Origin of the sequence: Lysinibacillus sp. FSL L8-0126 (assembly GCF_038630385.1) — a bacterium.
GTDB lineage: Bacteria > Bacillota > Bacilli > Bacillales_A > Planococcaceae > Lysinibacillus > Lysinibacillus fusiformis_D.
Window position 1 is genome coordinate 3,943,677 of the sequence record NZ_CP152028.1, and the last position, 18,057, is coordinate 3,961,733.

The window sequence follows — 18,057 nt, forward strand, 5'->3', positions numbered from 1 at the left end:
CCCTCCCCCCCATTAGCTAGGAGGTATTCCCTTGAACAAACGAGCAAGTATCAAATTTTTTGGTGATGTTTACGGCACAGGCTACCGTTTTTTCATCAAACAAAAAGCTATTGAATTAGGGTTAAAAGGCTACTGCCGATTGAATGACGCAGAGCAAATTGAAGTGGAAGTGGAAGGCTCTGAAAAAGCGCTTAATGAATTCCTCCTTTTTGTCCAAAAAGGCGTCAGCCCTCAAGCTGATTCCAATTCATTTTCATTAGAATTGTTTGATGAGTTAAAAGGATATGTACGTATGGAGTCAGACATTGTTTAGTCTGGCTCTTTTTTTTGTACTGTTATACGGGACGTCAAAAAGAGTAAAGAAAGCATTCCCTTTTCGCCATACATTGATATGAAACATTCCCCAAAACTAGGAACATCTTTTCATTTGAGCGTTATTTAATGTTCGTAATAGTCAACAACATACTAATCATATATTCCCCATTCAAATAAAAAATAATGACTATCAGATTTTCCAAATATATAATCATATGTATGTCCCTTTTTTATTTGAATAATTTCGACATTATTCAATCTAGTTAAAAGTTCTTTTACAATGGCCTCTTGAGCATTAAGGTATGCTAACTCATTTTTAAATCTACTGATAAAATCATCTTTGTTCACTAACTCCATATAACTGTATTTTTTGGGGTAATACTCATTAATCCAGCCCATTTCTAACGCCGTTATCCATTGTTCATCTGAAGGGTCTGGGTCATCATTAACTTCCCACTCCTCTCCATCAAACAATTCCTTTTTAAAGATCGCTGAAAATGCCTCTTGAATAGTATCAAATTGACTTTTTTCTGCAAATATTAAATCGACTTGCATAACATAGTTATCTCTAAATTCATATACATCAAATGATAAATTCGATAACCTTACATTAGCAATTTGTCTCGCAAATAAATTGTGATCATCAAGCAACTCTTGAATATCTTTCTTCATCAAATAATCTCCATACCTTTCTTCCTACTTCTATTAAATTAATACTACACCGCATTATTGTAAGAACTATAAAAGGCAACAAAAAGCCACGTTCAGACTTCTGACGATTATTTAATTTTTATTTTTTGAATCGTCGCAACATAGATAGATGCTTCATTGATTTTCACATATTGATTTTTGGATTCCTTCAAATATCCCTCTTTGCATAAATACGCTTTTAGCTTTGATTTTTTCTCAAAGATCTTTTCTATCACCTTTTGCTCCCATACTTGTTCATCTATATTTTTAGTAATCGACATCATATAAATTTTTGTCATGCTCTTTCCCCCTTTAACTATTTTACGAATTTATTTGGGTAAAGTTTCAATTTAAAAAAGACGTGCCCTTGAGCTAAGACCTATCATTTTGTTCCCATTCATAATGTTTTTGGGGTTGGGTCATCCTATTTATGAATGGATGCTACTGTTTTAGTTAACGCTTGAATGGTTATTAGTACTGATATGGGGAAATGACCGTTGAATCGCTCATGCCAATGCCACAATCGTTCATTAGGAGGACAAAATCGACGCATTTGGAGAAACAATTCACTTATTCTATGTATTATCATTGAGAAAGTTAACAAATAGCAGTAAAATTTATGTAAGGGATCATTTTCAATGAAACTTTATGTCGATTATTTCGTATAAGAAGATAGACATATTGAAAAGCAAGGAGGATGAAACAATGCTTAGTGTCGGACAGTTTTTTTCTAGACATTCTGCCAGCTTTCTTATTTCGCTTACGACCGTTTCTATCGCAGCAATTGCGGCAAATCCTGGATTCTTCCTTGGTGGTTTACTGTTTGCGGGTTCCTACGCGACGAGTATAGCGTTGCTGAAACATAGACAAAAAAAGAAAGTCATGCAAATAGCAGGTATTACAAAAGAAGAATTCAAGCATATTGAAACACAATTATCAGCAGCTAATAAGCATATTCAAACATTAAGTCAAAACTATTTACGCGTACGTTCTGTATCTGCGTTTAAACAATTACTTGAAATGACGCGTATTTCTAAAAATATCGTCAAAATTGTGAAGACAGACCCACGAAAATTTTATAATGTAGAGCCCTTTTTCTATGCACACTTACCTTCTGCTGTGGAATTAACGGATAAGTATACAATGCTTTCGAAGCAGCCTGTGAAGGATAAAGAAATTCAATTAACATTATCAAAAACACGTGAAACGCTAACTGATTTAAATGATACGATTCAAATTGATTTAAAGGACGCGCTTGCTAATGATATTGATACCCTACAAATGGAGATTGAATTCGCAAATCGTTCTAATCTTAGACGTAGAGAACAATTGGATTGGCGAGGGGACGATAAATGACAGCAAATGAACACGCATTTCAACTGAATACCATACCAGGGCTTTCTCCACTAGTCCAATCCTATTTAGAAACAACTCCACAAAATGAGGCGATGGCGACTTATGAAACGCTATCGCCTCTTGCACAAAGTCGTGCCTTACTTTATGCTAGTCAAATTGATTTGACAGATTTTGAATCATTGCTGTCCCTTGGGCAAGATTCACAGCGAGCCCTGTCTCAATTTGCTGATCGCATGCTTGCGCAAGTAAAGCAAAAGGACGTCTCAAAAATCGGTCAAATGCTTGATTCCTTAATGCACACGTTAGATCGAATAGACCCGACGGCTTTAGAACCAAAGAAACAAACCTTTTTCAAAAAAATCTTTGGAAAAACAGAGCCGACTGTGAAGCAAACATTAACAGAATTTGAGCGTATTAGTATTCAGGTGGAACGTATTGGCGTTCAGCTGGAGCGTGCACAGCTTCAGTTGATCAAGGATGTCGAAAACTTAGAAGCGCTTTATGCTCATAATCGTGGATTTTTTGAGGAGCTGGCTACTGCCATTGCAGCAGGTCAAATGAAAAAACAGCAAGCCATTGAGGTTGAGTTACCCACACAAATAACGAGTGTTCAAGCAACGAAACAACCGCTTGCTATTCAGCAGCTCAATGACTTTGCCGCACAAATTGAAAGGTTGGATCAACGTATTTATGATTTACAAGTATCACAGCAAGTAGCGCTGCAAACGGCTCCTCAAATACGCATGATTCAACAGGCGAATCAAATGTTAGCGGAAAAAATTGAATTTTCGATTGTCACTTTGATTCCTCTTTGGAAAAATCAGCTGGCGATGATGCTTTCTATGCATATGGATCATCACTATGCACAGCTAGAAGAACGATTAGCTCAGGCACATGATCGCTTCTCTAGTCCATCGTTTGAACAACAGGTTTCGAAATTTAAAGAAACGCAGCGAGAACTGCAAACCGCGATTAAAGATGTGTTTGCCCTGCATACAGCAACTGAACAAGAAAAACAACAGCTACAAGATGTGGCAGGTGCCAGAGGCTATCAGCGCGATTAACAAAAAAGGGGTGGCTCAGCATATAATCTGAACCACCCTGTTTTATGTTATTCAAAATAATCTTTATAGTAGCCACCGACATTACCTGTATTATCGATGATAAAAATGAACTCTTCTGTTTCATTTTTTACTTCATATTCTTTCCCTACTGTTAATACATTGGACACTAAGTATTTTGATGCATTTGTATGTTTGCAAGTTATCGTTCGTAGTGTTGGCGCATCTTTCCATTTTAAATGTAACATATTCTCTCTACCTCTCTTTACTAGCCGAAGCTAATGTCTATTGCTTATTTTATAATATTTTTGGGCTTTTGTGGAGAAAAAAGAAAGACTATAGCTATTCTATCCAAAAAAAATGACTATTTGAGGTGTTATGATGAGTTTTGGTGGTGTACCGCAATGGTTTTTTATTATTGCTGTAGCATTTGCAATCTGCTTTGTTCTTTATGCAGAATGGAATTCTAGAAAATAAGTGAGTCCAATAAATCGGACTCACTTTTTCTATGCTTATTTTAATGTCCGCTTTAAAAATTCTTTTGTCCGTTCATGCTGAGGGTTTACTAATACTTGTGATGGCGGGCCTTCCTCGACAATGATGCCTTTATCCATAAAGACGACACGATCTGCCACCTCTTTGGCAAACTCCATCTCATGTGTCACGATTAACATTGTATTCCCCTCAGTGGCTAACTGTCGCATCACCTTTAATACCTCACCGACCATTTCTGGGTCTAATGCCGAAGTCGGTTCATCAAATAGCATGACATCTGGATTCATTGACAATGCTCGAGCGATAGCCACACGCTGCTTTTGCCCCCCTGAAAGCTGACGAGGCTTGGCGTTCACATATTGATCCATACCAACGATATTCAAATATTTAAGCGCCGTTTCTTCTGCTTCTTTCTTTGATCGCTTCAATACTTTGATTTGGCCCACTGTGCAATTGTTTAACACATTGTGATTGTTAAATAAATTGAATTGCTGGAATACCATTCCTAGATGTGTACGATATTCTTGAATATTGTGCTTATCATCTAAAATGTCTTCCCCTTTATAAATAATTTGACCACCACTTGGCGTTTCTAATAAATTGATGCAACGAAGTAATGTCGATTTACCAGAACCAGAAGAGCCAATTAAACAAACGACTTCGCCTTTTTCTACTTGGAAATTTACATCTTTTAACACTTGGTTACGTCCAAATGATTTACTTAAATGTTCAATCTTAATCACTGCCATTTGTGCGTCCCCCTATACAGCTTCTTTTTGTTCTTTTTGATAGGCATCAGGTCCATCTAGACGTTTTTCAACATAGAGAAGGATGCGAGATGCGGTAAATGTCATGATAAAATAAAGAATACATGCAACAAAGAATGATTCAAAATAACGGAAGTTGTTACCTGAAATTGATTTTGTTTGGAAGAATAATTCCGTTACCCCAATGACATTTAATACGGCTGTATCCTTAATATTCATAATTAATTGGTTACCTGTCGCCGGCAAGACATTGCGTGCTACTTGTGGTAAAACAACATGCAGCATGATTTGGAAGTGATTCATACCAATTGCCGACGCTGCCTCGTATTGACCATTATCAATCGAGACAATACCACCTCGAACAATTTCTGCCATATAGGCCCCTGTGTTAAGGGAAACGACTAAAATACCTGCTGTAATAAAATGCATATCGATACCAAATGCGATATCTAGTCCGTAGTAGACTACCATAGCCTGTACAATCATTGGTGTACCACGGAAAAATTCAACATAGCATGTCAGGATAAAATTAATAAGCTTTAAGCTATAAAATTTTAAACCTTTTTTACGAACTGGAATCGTATGCATAATTCCAATGAAAAATCCGATGAATGCACCAATAATTGTACTAATAATCGAAATCAGTAACGTATAATACGCACCTCGTAAAAACATTTGCCAGTTGTTTTCAATAATTGAAAGTATCCATTCAAGACTCATGATGTTCCTCCTAACAATGTCATGTTGCTTGCTTATTTCCTTCGTGTCCTAGCTATTTCTACTATTCTATGATTTGTTACGCTAGGACATTATCATTATGTAGAGAGGTTCTCATTTTGATAATGATGAAATGATCATGCACGGACCAGCAACTAGCCCGTGCCTTGTCATTATTGTGCTGCTGGTTGTTGAGAAATCGCTTCTTCCATAATCGCTTGACGATCGTCTTCCGAAATACCTTTTAGGATTTCGTTGATTTTTTCACGGTTTGCATCGTCTTTACGTAAGCCTACAGCAATCGAAGTATTGGAAAGATCCGTATCAAAGCCTTCTTCAAATGCGACATATGTGAACTTATCGTTGGCAGCAGCAGCGGAAATACCTTCTGGACGTTCTGCTACATAGCCATCAATTTTGCCAGCCTCTAAAGCGACACGCATTGCGGGGAAGCTTTCCATTGCTGTTTGTTTTTCTACACCGTTAATTTGATCAATAACGTTGTAGTTCGATGTATTTAATTGTGAAGTAATTTTAGCACCAGAGAAATCTTGAATCGATTTTGCATTTTCATACTTGCTACCTTTCTTAATAACCATAACGAAATCAGAAGTATAGTAGTTTTCTGTAAAATCAATCGTTTTCTTACGCTCTTCAGTTGGTGACATACCCGCGATAATCGCATCAATTTTGTTAGATTGTAGCGCTGGTACTAATCCGTCCCATTCCATTTTGACAATGACTAGCTCTTTGCCTAAGCCTTCAGCAATTTTTTTTGCCATTTGGACATCGTAGCCGCCTGCATACTCTGCATTATCAGCAATTTTCACTGCACCATTAGCATCACCTTGCTGTGTCCAGTTAAATGGTGGATAGCCAGCCTCCATTCCGATTCGGAATTCACCGCCACTTGCTTCCTTGTCAGCACCAGCATCACCTGAACCGCCATCCTTTTTGTCGCTAGTGCCACATGCAGCTAGCACAATTGCTGTCATGATAGAGATCATTACTAACAACCATTTTCTTTTCATAAAAAACTCTCCTTTTCTGTAAAAAAATAAGACAACTGTAATAAAAAAGACCTAAGTATATTGAACTTAGGTCTTACCTTGTATGACAGTTGCCCAAATCCTCACTATAATTTCCATTTTCCGAGATAGCACAACCTAGTAAATCTGGAAATCCATTTACTAGGACAGTCCTGCACTTATTCACTGCAGACCCAGCATAAAAGTACGAGCTCCTTTTATACTTCGGCGATATTTCCTTCTTCATTGCGTCTTCGCTTGCTTGAACTCAACAATGAACTAATAAATACCGCGCCTCTACCTCACTGGTAAACGTTAGTGAGGTTTGTTTATTTAATTGATATTTAGATACTACTATAAAACTAGTACACTCGTCAAGACAGTTTTAACATTTTTCTGACTAATGACAATATTAGGATATTGTTCGTTCTCTATTCATTTTAAATCGTTAAGCTTCTATCGATATTTCTGAAAATTAAAACAAATTTTTATTATAGAGTATGTGCTCTATGTGAGAAAAGTTGTGTTTATGTCTTTTTTGCTCCTCTAAACGATATAACATTAGTACTCTTTCAAACATAGAATCGATCAAAATCTTTCGTCATGCATAAAAAAACCCTGCTGAACATTGTTCGCAGGGTTGAATGGCATTATGAATTTAATAGTAAATCTTCAGGATTTTCGATTAATTCTTTAACTGTTTTTAAGAATCCTACAGAATCTTTTCCATCGATGATACGGTGATCGTAAGAAAGTGCTACATACATCATTGGACGGATTTGAACTTCACCATTTACTGCAACTGGACGGTTAACAATTGAGTGCATACCTAAAATACCAGCTTGCGTACCATTCATGATTGGAGTTGACATTAATGAACCGAATACACCACCATTTGTGATTGTGAATGATCCACCAGCCATGTCATTTAAGCCTAATTTTTTATCACGAGCTTTTGTCGCTAAGTTAGCGATATCTTTTTCGATTTCTGCAAAGTTTTTGCTGTTTGCATCGCGTACAACTGGTACAACTAAACCTTCTTCAGTTGATACAGCAATACCGATATCAAAGAAGTTATTTAAATGAATTTCATCGCCAGAGATTTGAGCGTTTACGTATGGGTATTTTTTTAGTGCCGCAACAACAGCTTTTGTGAAGAATGACATGAAACCAAGTTTGATGTCGTTTGCTTTTACAAACTCTTCTTGTTTACGTTTACGAAGTGCCATGATATTTGTCATGTCAATTTCGTTAAATGTTGTTAACATTGCTGTTGATTGTTTCACTTCTAATAAACGTTTAGCAATTGTTTGGCGACGACGGCTCATTTTTTCAACTGTTACACGGTCAGAATTAGCTGCTGGTGTAAATACTACTGGGCCACCTGAAGTTGCTACTGATGTAGGTGCTGCTACTGGTGCTACAGCTGGAGCTGTACCATGAGCTGCTACATCTTGTACACGTACACGTCCTTGTGGATCTACTGGAGATACTGCTGCAAGGTTGATACCTTTTTCACGAGCAAGACGACGTGCTGCTGGAGAGGCGATTACTCGCTCACCAGAAGTTTCTTCTACAACTGGAGCCGCTGCTACTGGTGCAGATGCTGCTTGTGGCGCTGCTGGAGCCGGAGCTGCTTCAGCTGGAGCCGCTGCAGGTGCAGGTGCTGCGCCTTCGCCTGCTTCTACTACTGCGATAACTTGACCAACTAGTACAGTATCGCCTTCTTCAGCTAAAATTTGTGTTAATACACCTGCTTCTTCAGAAATGATTTCAGCGTTTACTTTATCTGTTTCAAGTTCAACGATGAATTCACCTTTTTCAACGCGATCGCCCACTTTTTTTACCCACTGTGCGATACTACCTTCTGTAATCGATTCTGCTAATTCAGGGACTTTAATTTCAGCCACTTTCATTTCCTCCTTTGATTAACGTGCATGACGCACATAAAAGGGCTACTGCTTGAGGGCAAGTAGCCCGGTTTTTTCAAAAATTTATATGTGATTATTTAACCTTCACTGGCTCAGCAACTGCCGCTTCAATTAATGCTGCTTGTGCTGCTTTATGAGAATCTGCATCCCCTTCAGAAGTTGAGCTCATTGCAGGACGACCTACATAGCGAAGTTTTTTACCTTCTGAAAGTTCATATAATGTTTCTAATGCATAATTCCATGAGCCTTGGTTTTTAGGTTCTTCTTGTACCCAAACAATTTCTTTCACATTTGGATACTTAGCAATAATACCAGCAACTTGCTCTTTTGGGAATGGGTAAAGTTGTTCTACACGAATAATGTGTAAATGATCGAAGCCTTCTCCGTCTTTTACGCGATCCGCTAAGTCGATCATCACTTTACCAGTTCCTAAAACGATACGCTCTACAGCTTCTGGTTTAGCGCCTAAACCTGGTTGTTCAATCACTTCTTGGAATGAACCATTTGCTAATTGTTCAGCATTCGCCGCAGCTAATGGGTGACGTAATAGTGATTTTGGTGATACGACTACAAGTGGACGTACCCCTTCTGTACCTAATAACGCTGCTTGACGGCGTAATAAATGATAGTAGTTACCTGCGTTTGAACAGTTCGCTACAAACCAGTTGTTTTCAGCTGACATTTGTAAATAGCGTTCCATACGGCTTGAAGAGTGCTCTGGACCTTGACCTTCATAACCATGTGGTAAAAGGATCACTAATCCAGATTTTTGGCCCCATTTAGAGCGTGCCCCTGAAATAAAGTTATCAAACATCACTTGTGCCATGTTCGCAAAGTCACCGAATTGTGCTTCCCACACTGTTAAAACATGACTATTTTCTAGGTTGTAACCATACTCAAAGCCTACTACTCCCGCTTCAGTCAGTGGAGAGTTGTGTACTGAGAAGGATGCACTCGCACCAGAAATATGATGAAGCGGTGTGAAGACATTCCCATTGTTTTTATCGTGAAGTACTAAGTGACGTTGAGAGAATGTACCACGTTGAGCATCTTGACCTGTAAAACGTACTGGTGTGCCGTCTTGGATAATTGTCGCATATGCTAACGTTTCTGCATGGCCCCAGTCAATTTTTGCTGATGCATAGGCATCACGACGTTTTTCTAAAATTTTGCCAAGCTTTTTCTGTGGCTCGAAGTTTTCTTCAAACACTAAAAGCTCTTCATTGATTTTTTCTAAACGTTCCGCACCAACTGCTGTATCAATTTGTGGGAACTCTACTTTTAATTCTGCTGGCATTTCTAAATGCTGATGATCATCTTTATCTGCCATTTCTCTTACATGGTCATAGGCTGCTTGCATTTCTGCATAGATTGCTGTATCTAAGGCAGCTACATCTTCAGCAGATAGAAGACCTTCAGCCACTAATTGTGCTCCGTATAAAGCACGCACTGTTTCATGTTTAGAAACCAATTTGTATGTTTCTGGGTTTGTCACAGTTGGGTCATCTGTTTCATTATGACCATGGCGACGGTAACCAACTAAGTCTACAATAATATCTTTGCCGAATTTTTGACGGTAGTTAGCAGCAAAACGACCCACTTGCGCTACTGCCTCTGGGCTATCTGCGTTGACATGGATTACTGGTACCTCGTAACCTTTTGCTGGGTCAGAAGAGTACACAGAAGAACGAGAATCATAATGCTCAGTTGTGAAACCGATCATATTGTTCGCGATAATGTGGATTGTACCACCTGTTGTAAAGCCTTCTGTTTTAGCAAAGTTTAAAACCTCAGTCACAATCCCTTGACCTGGGAATGCAGCATCACCGTGCACTAAAATACCTAAGCCTTTAGTACGGTCATGTACCGCTTGGCCTGGTTTAGACGTATCATCTTGTGTTGCACGAGTAGCTCCAAGTACAACTGGATTGCCAACTTCTAAGTGAGATGGGTTGTAAGCCAATTTAACATTCATACCCGATTCACGGTTGTAAGAAGCACCCATATGGTATTTCACATCACCTGTCCAACCTTTTGTAATTTCAAGGCGGCCATGCTCTGGCATAAATAACTCATTTGAAACATGTGCAAAGTCAGAGAACATCATGTCATAAGGTTTGTTTAAGATGTGTGTTAAAACATTTAAACGACCACGGTGTGCCATACCAATACGTACATTTTCTACATTTTTGGTTTCTGCTGTTTTAACGATTTCATCAAATAGAACGATTTGCGTATCTAAGCCCTCACCAGAGAAACGCTTTTGCCCTACAAAAGTTTTATGAATAAATTTTTCGAAATTTTCAACGCGAGTTAAACGATCTAATAAGGCTTTCTTCTCTTCAGAAGATAATGCTTGTTTAAATAAGCCTGATTCAATTTGCGCTTGAATCCAATCACGTTCTTCTGTAGCTACTACGTGACCGTATTCAAATGCCACTTTATCTGTATAAACAGCTTTTAGATAGTCGATTGCATCCTTACCATTTTTCACGTTTGCTGGCACATCTTTGAAGAAGATTGCTGCAGGAATTTCAGCTAAATCCGCAGCGCTTAAGTTGAACGCGCTTTCTTCAATTTGAGCTGTTTGTAGTTCACGGTTTTTCAGAGGATAAATATCTGCCGCTAAATGACCGTGTGAACGGATTGCGTCTGCTAATTTCACAGCGGCTAACACTTTTTTGTAATCGCCAGCAGGAGCCGCTGCTGTATGACTAACTACAGCTACTTCACCTTCTACTACTACTGGTGCACCAAATTGTTGGAATAAAGAAACTAACTCCGGTTCTACTTCTTCAGGAGACTGTAAGAATAAGTCGTATTGCTCCATCACATATCCTAGGTTAGGACCAGAGAAAGCTGACCATGGAGAACTTACAGTTGTAACGTTGTTCGACATGAAAAATGACCTCCAAATTTTGCCTTTCGGCAGTTCCATTAATTAAATTACAATTAATTATATAATATTTAGCCGTTCTTTAAAAGAAAGTTTCACACTACTTTTCCATATTTTAAAGAACGTTTTTTCCATCTCAATCTTACTACTCTTCACAAAAAATACAACTCTTTTTAGCAAATTAAGCAATTTTTTTCGCAAAGGATAGAATAATGAAATAAAGCGTGAATTTTTCTTAATATTTTAGCGGTATTCTTAGCGAGAAAACGGTTCCAATATTAACCTCACTCTTGACTTCTACTGTCGCATTGTATTTTTCAAGTAACATCTTCGAAATGCTAAGTCCTAAGCCAGTTCCACCAATTTGACGATTTCTTGCTTCATCCACTCGATAAAATCGATCAAAGATAAACGGCATATTCTCTTCTGCTATTCCTATACCATTATCAGCAATTTCTAAACATGCAATTTTTCCAGCAGTTGTAAGAGAAATTTCAATCTCAGGAATTTTTTCACAATAACGAATTGCATTCTCTATTATATTACGAACGATTTGACTTAGTGCATTTTCGGTAATAAATAACGGACCGATTTCGTCATTTTTCGACAGCGATATTCGTGCTTGTGGATGGACAAGCTGTAGCTCCTCCATGACGGCTTCTATTACTACTAGTGCATTTGCCTCACTTGCCTCATCTTTTTCCTCACGTCGTGCAAGCTCTAATAATTCCTCAATCATTTTACGCATCCGAGCAATTTCCGTTAGTGAAGTATCAATGGATTCTTCTAAAATGGCTGGATCATCTTTGCCCCATCTTTTTAACAAGGAGAGATGCCCTTCAATGGCTTGAATCGGTGTTCGCAGTTCATGGGAAGCATCTGCGACAAATTGTTGCTGCTGGGTAAAGGAAATTTGCAGCTCATTCATCATCGCATTGTACATTTTTAACAGATCACCAATCTCATCCTGTGATGTATAGGTTAGCTGGATAGGCTGATTAAATCCTTGGTCTACCACCGTCTTCATGGATGCACGCAATTCATGTAATGGCTTCATTAAATAATTGGCCAAATAATAGCCAATGGAGCCTGATAGTATCAATGCCCCTATCCCCGCTATTAGCATCGCTGTCAGAAGGTAATGCATAAGGGATTGAAAGCTAGTCAAAGGATGAATAACTTGGATATAGCCTTGAAAAAAGCCGATCCGTATCGGTTCATTGATGACGAGTACATCCTTCTTATCGATGGTCATTTCCAGAACTTCTTGCATCGATTGTAGCGGTGCAGCAGCTGAAGTATCATTGATACGTAAAATATCCACTCCATCTCTATTAAATATTCTGACCGTTTCATCGCGATCGGCAATGGATTTGAGCAAACCTGTATTTTGTTGTATTTGCTGAATGGTAACATTAGGACCTTGTGATTCTAAAAAGGAGATAATATCGTCACTTGTACGTTTGACCTTACCTTCCTCATCGTTTAAGAGCCATGTATGAAGCGAAAGATAAACGACTATACAAATAATTGTAAAGCTAATAAAGATGACACTACTTGATGTCAGCATCCATTTTTTCTGTAAAGATTGGTGACGTACATAATTTTTTAATTTATTCATTCACGCATCACATACCCAACACCACGAACAGTTTCGATATAAGCGTTCATATCACCAGGGAGCTTTGTGCGTAAATGTCTGATATAAACGTCTACTACATTGGTCTCGATATCCGTATCATAGCCCCAAACTGACGTTAAAATATGCTCCCTCGTACACACTCTATTTTTGTGCTCGATTAATAGTTTTAGTAAATCATATTCTGTCTTTGTTAGGTCAAGTTTATTCCCTTGAACAAAAACTTCATAGGCTGCCACATCTATTTCAATATCTCGTAAACATAAAGATTCGCTGCTAGTAGGCTCTGGTGTGACACGACGTAAAATCGTCCGTATTCTAGCAAGCAGCTCTTCAATAGCAAAAGGCTTGACGATATAGTCATCGGCTCCTGCATCTAAGCCCGCTACACGGTCCATTACAGCATCTCTCGCCGTTAATAAAATAATTGGTACCTGTGACTGCGTTCGGATACGGCGGCAAATTTCAATGCCATTAATGCCTGGCAGCATCACATCCAATAAGAGAACATCAAAATTTTCCGTAGTGGCCAAAGCCAGTCCATCCCGTCCATCAAAGGCTGTTTTCACCTCATAGCCCTCATGCTGTAATTCTAGTTCAACAAAACGCGCAATATGCTTCTCATCTTCTACCAACAATATCTTCTTAGGCATTGTATCACCTTCTATTCTAAAATAACGATATAGGATATTTATCCCTCTCACGTTCTAGCATAACATCAAACAAAAAGTCTGTCTCACAAGGGAAACCTTGTGGACAGACTTTTTTATTGTATTCCCGAAATGGAAAGATTATTTTTTCCCAACTCTTTTGATCGATATAAAGCTCGGTCGGCTAAATCCATTAACTCATCCAAAGTTTGTGCATGATCTGGATAATAGGCAATACCGATTGAGGCTGTAGGAGTAAAATGATGGTCTTCAATCATCCAGCCTTCTGCTAGTTCATCGCGGATTCGACGAATAATATGCATAATTTGGTCATGCCTTTTATCAGCTTCTCTTGTTAAACCTGTTAGGATGACGATAAATTCATCGCCACCAATTCGAATGACCATGTCATGACTGCGAACCGTTTGATTTAAGGCATTACCAAAGCGCTGAATAAACGCATCCCCTGTGTCATGACCAAAACGATCGTTGACTTCTTTAAAATCATCGCCATCTAGATAGAGCATGGCGACACAGGTTTGATTTTCAGCTGCTTTTGCCAGTATTTTCGGAAACTCTTTTTGTAAATAACGTCGATTAGGTAGCTGTGTTAACGCATCATGATAGGCTAAATAGAGCAAATCATTTTCTCTTTCTTTGCGATGAGTAATTTCTCGAGACACCATCATAATTTGTGAAACCTTTTCACGTTCAGGGTCATGTACAACCGTGACATTGCCCTCTGTCCAAATCGGTGTACCGTCCTTCGCCTTTAGTAAAAGCTCAAACTGTGTTTCTGGCTGACCTGTAAAATTGTTTAAAAATGTTTGCCATTCGTTTTTACTTTCTTGATCTAAAATATCACTGTAAAACTGCCCAAGTAGCTCTTCATTTTCATACCCTAAATAAATCCCATAGGATGGAGACGCATAAAGAATAATGCCATCTTCATTCGTAATCACGATTAAATCATTTGTATTTTCCGTAATGAGTCGGAAAGTACGTTCAATATTTTTTAATTCTGTGAACATTTTTTTCTTATCTGTAATATTATAGTTAATGGTTAAAATTTGTTCGATTTTACCGAACTCATTTTTTAACGGCACAATGGTTGCCTCCACCCAATAATCGGCATGATATTTTGTGCGATAGCACAGTTCTCCTCGCCAAATCTCCATTGTATCCAGCTTGCCTTCGATTAATTGTAAAAAGTTTTGCGCATTGAACCTTGGCTCCATTAATGAATAGGGCTGACCTATTAATTCCTCCGCAGTGTAGCCAGAAGCCTGTAAAAACATATCGCTTGCTTCCGTAATATAGCCTTTATGGTCCAATACAGCAATGGCTGTAGCTGAATTTAAGGCAGACTTAAAAACTTCTAAACCATGAGACTTCGAACGTAATTCTGCTTTTTGTAAAGTAAATTGAGTAAAATCCTGCATGATTAGAAAGATAGCAAACGAATTATCATCCTGCATTACAGGCGATAGGGACATTAAATACATGCGCTCCTGACCTTCTGACGTAAACAGCTTGATCAGCTTTTTATCAAGGTTTTCCCCTCTCGCTGCTTTTTGTAAACAAGCTTCAATGTGTTCAACCTCTTCTTTCGGGATGATCGGTAAATCAACAAACAATTTTTGCTTGACAGTTTCATTATCTAATTGGAAATCTTCCATAAAGCAAGAATTCACTTCGTATACCATACCTTCGGCCGATAAAATGACCGTGGAGAAAAAGGCATGGTCAAACATGGACCGCATAAATAAAAATTTATCCTCAATATTGCGGTCATAGAGGATTTCCTTTGTGATGGCTAATATATAGTCTTCATTATTATATTTCAACGGTCTGACAGACGTTTCGTATTTATGAACCTCCGACTGAAAATACGCATAATCTACATAGTCAACCTGATTATGCTCCCTAATCGCTTGATCGTAGTTTTTCTGAATGATCGAAAAAATGCGCTCTGAGGTAACGCTTGAAATCATTTTTCCAATCGCCTCATTTGATAACAGGTCACGAGCTGCTTGGTTTAAGCGAATATATTGATAATCATCCTCTACTTTTTTCATGAGAAAAGCAAAATCTTTGCCAATAAATAATGAATTAAAAAAATCTTCGCTTAAAAGATACTCCATGCTGTCACCTCCAGAAAAGCCATTGCAATCATGATAAAAATGCTAGTATGTATGTTTTGTTCGATTTTATATAATACTACTATTATAACATAAAAATCAAAAATTACCCTTACAGAATAAGATAAATTATATCCTTTTTAGGATATTTTTTGATATATTACCTATTGTAGAAACATTTAAATCCTACTAAAGAAGTGTATAAATGATTAATATTAGATAAAATTGATAGGATAGACTTAATGCTAAAAAACAACAATATTTTCGCCAACGCCTCTTCTTTTGTCAGAATTTACTGACTACTAAACTCAAATTTTGTTTTTTTCGAGCAAAATGATTGCATCAAACAGCTTTCGTGTTATATTATATTTAAAAAACTAGCCTTTTTTCGGTATGGTCGAAATCAGTAAGACAGCGGGAGATTATGGAATATCATAGTTATAACGTCTAGTTCTTTGGGTTTTAATTCCAGTACGAATTTTAGTTTTCTTCTTTATGCTTCAACGGAATTGTTTTAACTACCCTAGTAAAGGAGGCGTTTCGTATGCTTAAACATCGAGACCTGCATGAATGTACAGAGCTTTATGAGCTATTATCACACCCTTCTGTATTCCCTTTTGTCCGTCAGAAAGCCACATCCGCTGATGAGTATTGGTTTATGACAAAACAACTGATTGAAGAGGAAGCGAGAGGACTCGCTATCTCGAGGACCATTACTGATGATTGGGGTCAACCAATCGGCACCATTAGTATTCACGATGTGGAGGACGGTGCAGGCTTTTTAGGAACGTGGATTGGACTCCCTTACCAGGGTAAAGGCTATAATCAAAAGGCAAAAATGCTATTTTTGAATGAGTTATTTTTTGATTATAATTTCCATACGGTATTTCTCCGTATACGAGTTGAAAATTTAAAATCACAGCGTGCCGCATTAAAGCTACCTTATGTGGTGAGTGCCAATGAAAGTCATCCGACTTTATTAGCACAGGTCAATAGCGGTGAAGCTCAATTTAATTTATTCAAAATTCAAAAAGATTTATTCTATTTAATAACAGCACATCAAATGCAAGAAGGCGAAGAGCAAGCCATGTAATGTGTCATATATAATAAGAAGCTATAAGGTTTTGTCATCTTTGACCTGCCTCATAGCTTCTTTTCTTTTTTCAAAGAGCCTTTATTTTTTGTAGTGCAAAATTAATGTTGCCATTTCGTCTGGTGTTTTTGGTTTTTGCGTTTTTGACATCTTCTCTACCATTTCTGCCTTACACTCTGTTAATGTATGAACCGACTTCATAAAAGATTCCTTTGTTAATTCTTCTTCCTGCAGCACTTCCGCATAGCCCTGTTTTTTAAACAAGTTGGCATTTAAAATTTGATCCCCACGACTTTTTTGTGCGGATAGCGGCACTAATAGCATCGGCTTGTGTAGTGCCAAAAATTCGAAAATGGAGTTAGAGCCTGCTCGTGACACGATAAAATCTGCTGCATGCAATAGATCAGGTAACTCTGTTGTCACATACTCAAATTGCTTGTAGCCAGGCATTGTCTCTAGTGCTTGGTCATAGTTCCCTTTCCCACACAAATGAATAATATGAAATTGCTTTAAAAGCTCTGGTAAGTTTTGACGCAATGCCTCATTTAGAACAACAGAGCCTAAACTTCCGCCCATCACTAGTAAAACAGGCTTTAATGTTGAAAAGCCACAGAATGATAACCCTTTTGCCCGTTCGCCCTCAAACAACTCCGGACGAATAATGGAGCCTGTGCAAGTTGCCTTTTCTTGTGGTAAATGCTTTAGTGTTTCTTCAAAAATCGTGAACACATGAGAGGCAAAAGGCAGGGCAATTTTATTGGCAAGACCAGGTGTCACATCAGATTCATGTATAACAACAGGCACACCTGCCAGTTTTGCTGCCATAACAACAGGTACTGAAACAAAGCCACCCTTTGAAAAGACAACCTGTGGCTTTACTTTTTTAATAATACGAAAAGCCTGCATCATTCCAGCAAGCACTTTAAATGGGTCTGTAAAATTTTTCATTGAGAAATAACGACGCAATTTACCACTCGCAATGCCATAAAACGGAACATCGGGGAAAGCCTCGCCTATTAATTCTTTTTCAATACCTTGTTCTGAACCAATATAGTGGACATCATAACCAAGTTCAAGTAAAGACGGGAGTATCGCTTGATTTAACGACACATGGCCAGCTGTCCCACCACCGGTTAAAATGATAGTTTGTTGTTTCACATTAATTCTCCTATTCCTTAAAAACCATTGTAGTCCGCACTACTTTTTGTTTACAGTGTTCTATTTTACTATATGCTGAAGAAAAGATATAGATGAAGCACGAAAATTTCAAGCTTTTCT

At 38.1% G+C, this 18,057-nt stretch carries 16 protein-coding genes and 1 riboswitch; of the genes, 4 read left to right on the forward strand and 12 right to left on the reverse strand.

Going from position 1 to position 18,057, the window contains the following annotated elements:
• Positions 1 to 31 precede the first annotated feature (31 nt).
• On the forward strand, positions 32 to 313 hold the full coding sequence (locus MHI34_RS19035) for an acylphosphatase (protein ID WP_342503806.1): 282 nt from the start codon (positions 32 to 34) through the stop codon (positions 311 to 313).
• Positions 314 to 465: 152 nt separating this feature from the next.
• Here the strand turns inward: MHI34_RS19035 and MHI34_RS19040 are convergent, their stop codons facing one another.
• Positions 466 to 987, reverse strand: a complete 522-nt coding sequence (locus MHI34_RS19040; protein ID WP_058844433.1) for a hypothetical protein — start codon at positions 985 to 987, stop codon at positions 466 to 468.
• Between the two features lie 107 nt (positions 988 to 1,094).
• Positions 1,095 to 1,304: a hypothetical protein gene (locus MHI34_RS19045; RefSeq protein ID WP_271913365.1), complete on the reverse strand. Its 210-nt coding sequence runs from the start codon at positions 1,302 to 1,304 to the stop codon at positions 1,095 to 1,097.
• A 406-nt stretch (positions 1,305 to 1,710) separates the two neighbouring features.
• Here MHI34_RS19045 and MHI34_RS19050 point away from each other — a divergent pair, with 406 nt between their 5' ends.
• Both MHI34_RS19050 and MHI34_RS19055 read left to right on the forward strand, forming a co-directional pair.
• Positions 1,711 to 2,361, forward strand: a complete 651-nt coding sequence (locus MHI34_RS19050; RefSeq protein ID WP_342503807.1) for a 5-bromo-4-chloroindolyl phosphate hydrolysis family protein — start codon at positions 1,711 to 1,713, stop codon at positions 2,359 to 2,361.
• Complete coding sequence (locus tag MHI34_RS19055) at positions 2,358 to 3,425, forward strand: toxic anion resistance protein (RefSeq protein ID WP_342503808.1); 1,068 nt, start codon at positions 2,358 to 2,360, stop codon at positions 3,423 to 3,425. Before MHI34_RS19050 ends, MHI34_RS19055 begins: the two co-directional genes overlap by 4 nt.
• A 47-nt stretch (positions 3,426 to 3,472) precedes the next feature.
• On the opposite strand, the gene MHI34_RS19060 is transcribed toward MHI34_RS19055, so the two are convergent.
• From MHI34_RS19060 to MHI34_RS19100, 9 genes are all read right to left on the reverse strand, one after another.
• Positions 3,473 to 3,670, reverse strand: a complete 198-nt coding sequence (locus MHI34_RS19060; RefSeq protein ID WP_036126026.1) for a DUF6501 family protein — start codon at positions 3,668 to 3,670, stop codon at positions 3,473 to 3,475.
• A 264-nt stretch (positions 3,671 to 3,934) separates the two neighbouring features.
• Positions 3,935 to 4,666, reverse strand: a complete 732-nt coding sequence (locus tag MHI34_RS19065; RefSeq protein WP_036126028.1) for an amino acid ABC transporter ATP-binding protein — start codon at positions 4,664 to 4,666, stop codon at positions 3,935 to 3,937.
• 12 nt (positions 4,667 to 4,678) lie between these two features.
• Positions 4,679 to 5,404 (reverse strand): amino acid ABC transporter permease, encoded by a 726-nt coding sequence (locus MHI34_RS19070; RefSeq protein ID WP_036126030.1) that lies wholly within the window; start codon positions 5,402 to 5,404, stop codon positions 4,679 to 4,681.
• Between the two features lie 170 nt (positions 5,405 to 5,574).
• Positions 5,575 to 6,432: a transporter substrate-binding domain-containing protein gene (locus MHI34_RS19075; RefSeq protein ID WP_036126033.1), complete on the reverse strand. Its 858-nt coding sequence runs from the start codon at positions 6,430 to 6,432 to the stop codon at positions 5,575 to 5,577.
• A gap of 118 nt (positions 6,433 to 6,550) precedes the next feature.
• Positions 6,551 to 6,737, reverse strand: a riboswitch (Lysine riboswitch).
• A gap of 342 nt (positions 6,738 to 7,079) precedes the next feature.
• On the reverse strand, positions 7,080 to 8,339 hold the full coding sequence (gene odhB, locus MHI34_RS19080; protein WP_249645685.1) for a 2-oxoglutarate dehydrogenase complex dihydrolipoyllysine-residue succinyltransferase: 1,260 nt from the start codon (positions 8,337 to 8,339) through the stop codon (positions 7,080 to 7,082).
• Between the two features lie 94 nt (positions 8,340 to 8,433).
• The gene (locus MHI34_RS19085; protein ID WP_249645686.1) at positions 8,434 to 11,259 is read right to left on the reverse strand and encodes a 2-oxoglutarate dehydrogenase E1 component; all 2,826 of its coding nucleotides are present in this window, start codon (positions 11,257 to 11,259) and stop codon (positions 8,434 to 8,436) included.
• 232 nt (positions 11,260 to 11,491) lie between these two features.
• Positions 11,492 to 12,877, reverse strand: coding sequence for a HAMP domain-containing histidine kinase (locus MHI34_RS19090; protein ID WP_342503809.1), 1,386 nt, complete (start codon positions 12,875 to 12,877; stop codon positions 11,492 to 11,494).
• Positions 12,874 to 13,548, reverse strand: coding sequence for a response regulator transcription factor (locus MHI34_RS19095; protein ID WP_058844437.1), 675 nt, complete (start codon positions 13,546 to 13,548; stop codon positions 12,874 to 12,876). The genes MHI34_RS19090 and MHI34_RS19095 overlap by 4 nt, the downstream gene beginning before the upstream one ends.
• A 113-nt stretch (positions 13,549 to 13,661) precedes the next feature.
• On the reverse strand, positions 13,662 to 15,689 hold the full coding sequence (locus MHI34_RS19100; RefSeq protein ID WP_036126045.1) for a diguanylate cyclase: 2,028 nt from the start codon (positions 15,687 to 15,689) through the stop codon (positions 13,662 to 13,664).
• Positions 15,690 to 16,230: 541 nt separating this feature from the next.
• Here MHI34_RS19100 and MHI34_RS19105 point away from each other — a divergent pair.
• Entirely contained in the window at positions 16,231 to 16,779 is a 549-nt protein-coding gene (locus MHI34_RS19105; RefSeq protein WP_036126046.1) for a GNAT family protein, read from the forward strand.
• A gap of 81 nt (positions 16,780 to 16,860) precedes the next feature.
• On the opposite strand, the gene MHI34_RS19110 is transcribed toward MHI34_RS19105, so the two are convergent.
• Positions 16,861 to 17,937, reverse strand: a complete 1,077-nt coding sequence (locus MHI34_RS19110) for an undecaprenyldiphospho-muramoylpentapeptide beta-N-acetylglucosaminyltransferase (protein WP_036126049.1) — start codon at positions 17,935 to 17,937, stop codon at positions 16,861 to 16,863.
• Between the last annotated feature and the right edge of the window lie 120 nt (positions 17,938 to 18,057).

Excerpts from the sequence above, each read along its gene's own strand:
- MHI34_RS19070 (WP_036126030.1), bottom strand. The coding sequence starts at position 5,404 with ATGAGTCTTGAATGGATACTTTCAATTATTGAAAACAACTGGCAAATG.
- MHI34_RS19055 (WP_342503808.1), top strand. The coding sequence starts at position 2,358 with ATGACAGCAAATGAACACGCATTTCAACTGAATACCATACCAGGGCTT.
- MHI34_RS19100 (WP_036126045.1), bottom strand. The coding sequence starts at position 15,689 with ATGGAGTATCTTTTAAGCGAAGATTTTTTTAATTCATTATTTATTGGC.
- MHI34_RS19050 (WP_342503807.1), top strand. The coding sequence starts at position 1,711 with ATGCTTAGTGTCGGACAGTTTTTTTCTAGACATTCTGCCAGCTTTCTT.
- MHI34_RS19060 (WP_036126026.1), bottom strand. The coding sequence starts at position 3,670 with ATGTTACATTTAAAATGGAAAGATGCGCCAACACTACGAACGATAACT.
- MHI34_RS19045 (WP_271913365.1), bottom strand. The coding sequence starts at position 1,304 with ATGACAAAAATTTATATGATGTCGATTACTAAAAATATAGATGAACAA.
- MHI34_RS19040 (WP_058844433.1), bottom strand. The coding sequence starts at position 987 with ATGAAGAAAGATATTCAAGAGTTGCTTGATGATCACAATTTATTTGCG.
- MHI34_RS19075 (WP_036126033.1), bottom strand. The coding sequence starts at position 6,432 with ATGAAAAGAAAATGGTTGTTAGTAATGATCTCTATCATGACAGCAATT.
- MHI34_RS19095 (WP_058844437.1), bottom strand. The coding sequence starts at position 13,548 with ATGCCTAAGAAGATATTGTTGGTAGAAGATGAGAAGCATATTGCGCGT.
- MHI34_RS19085 (WP_249645686.1), bottom strand. The coding sequence starts at position 11,259 with ATGTCGAACAACGTTACAACTGTAAGTTCTCCATGGTCAGCTTTCTCT.
- MHI34_RS19090 (WP_342503809.1), bottom strand. The coding sequence starts at position 12,877 with ATGAATAAATTAAAAAATTATGTACGTCACCAATCTTTACAGAAAAAA.
- MHI34_RS19065 (WP_036126028.1), bottom strand. The coding sequence starts at position 4,666 with ATGGCAGTGATTAAGATTGAACATTTAAGTAAATCATTTGGACGTAAC.
- MHI34_RS19105 (WP_036126046.1), top strand. The coding sequence starts at position 16,231 with ATGCTTAAACATCGAGACCTGCATGAATGTACAGAGCTTTATGAGCTA.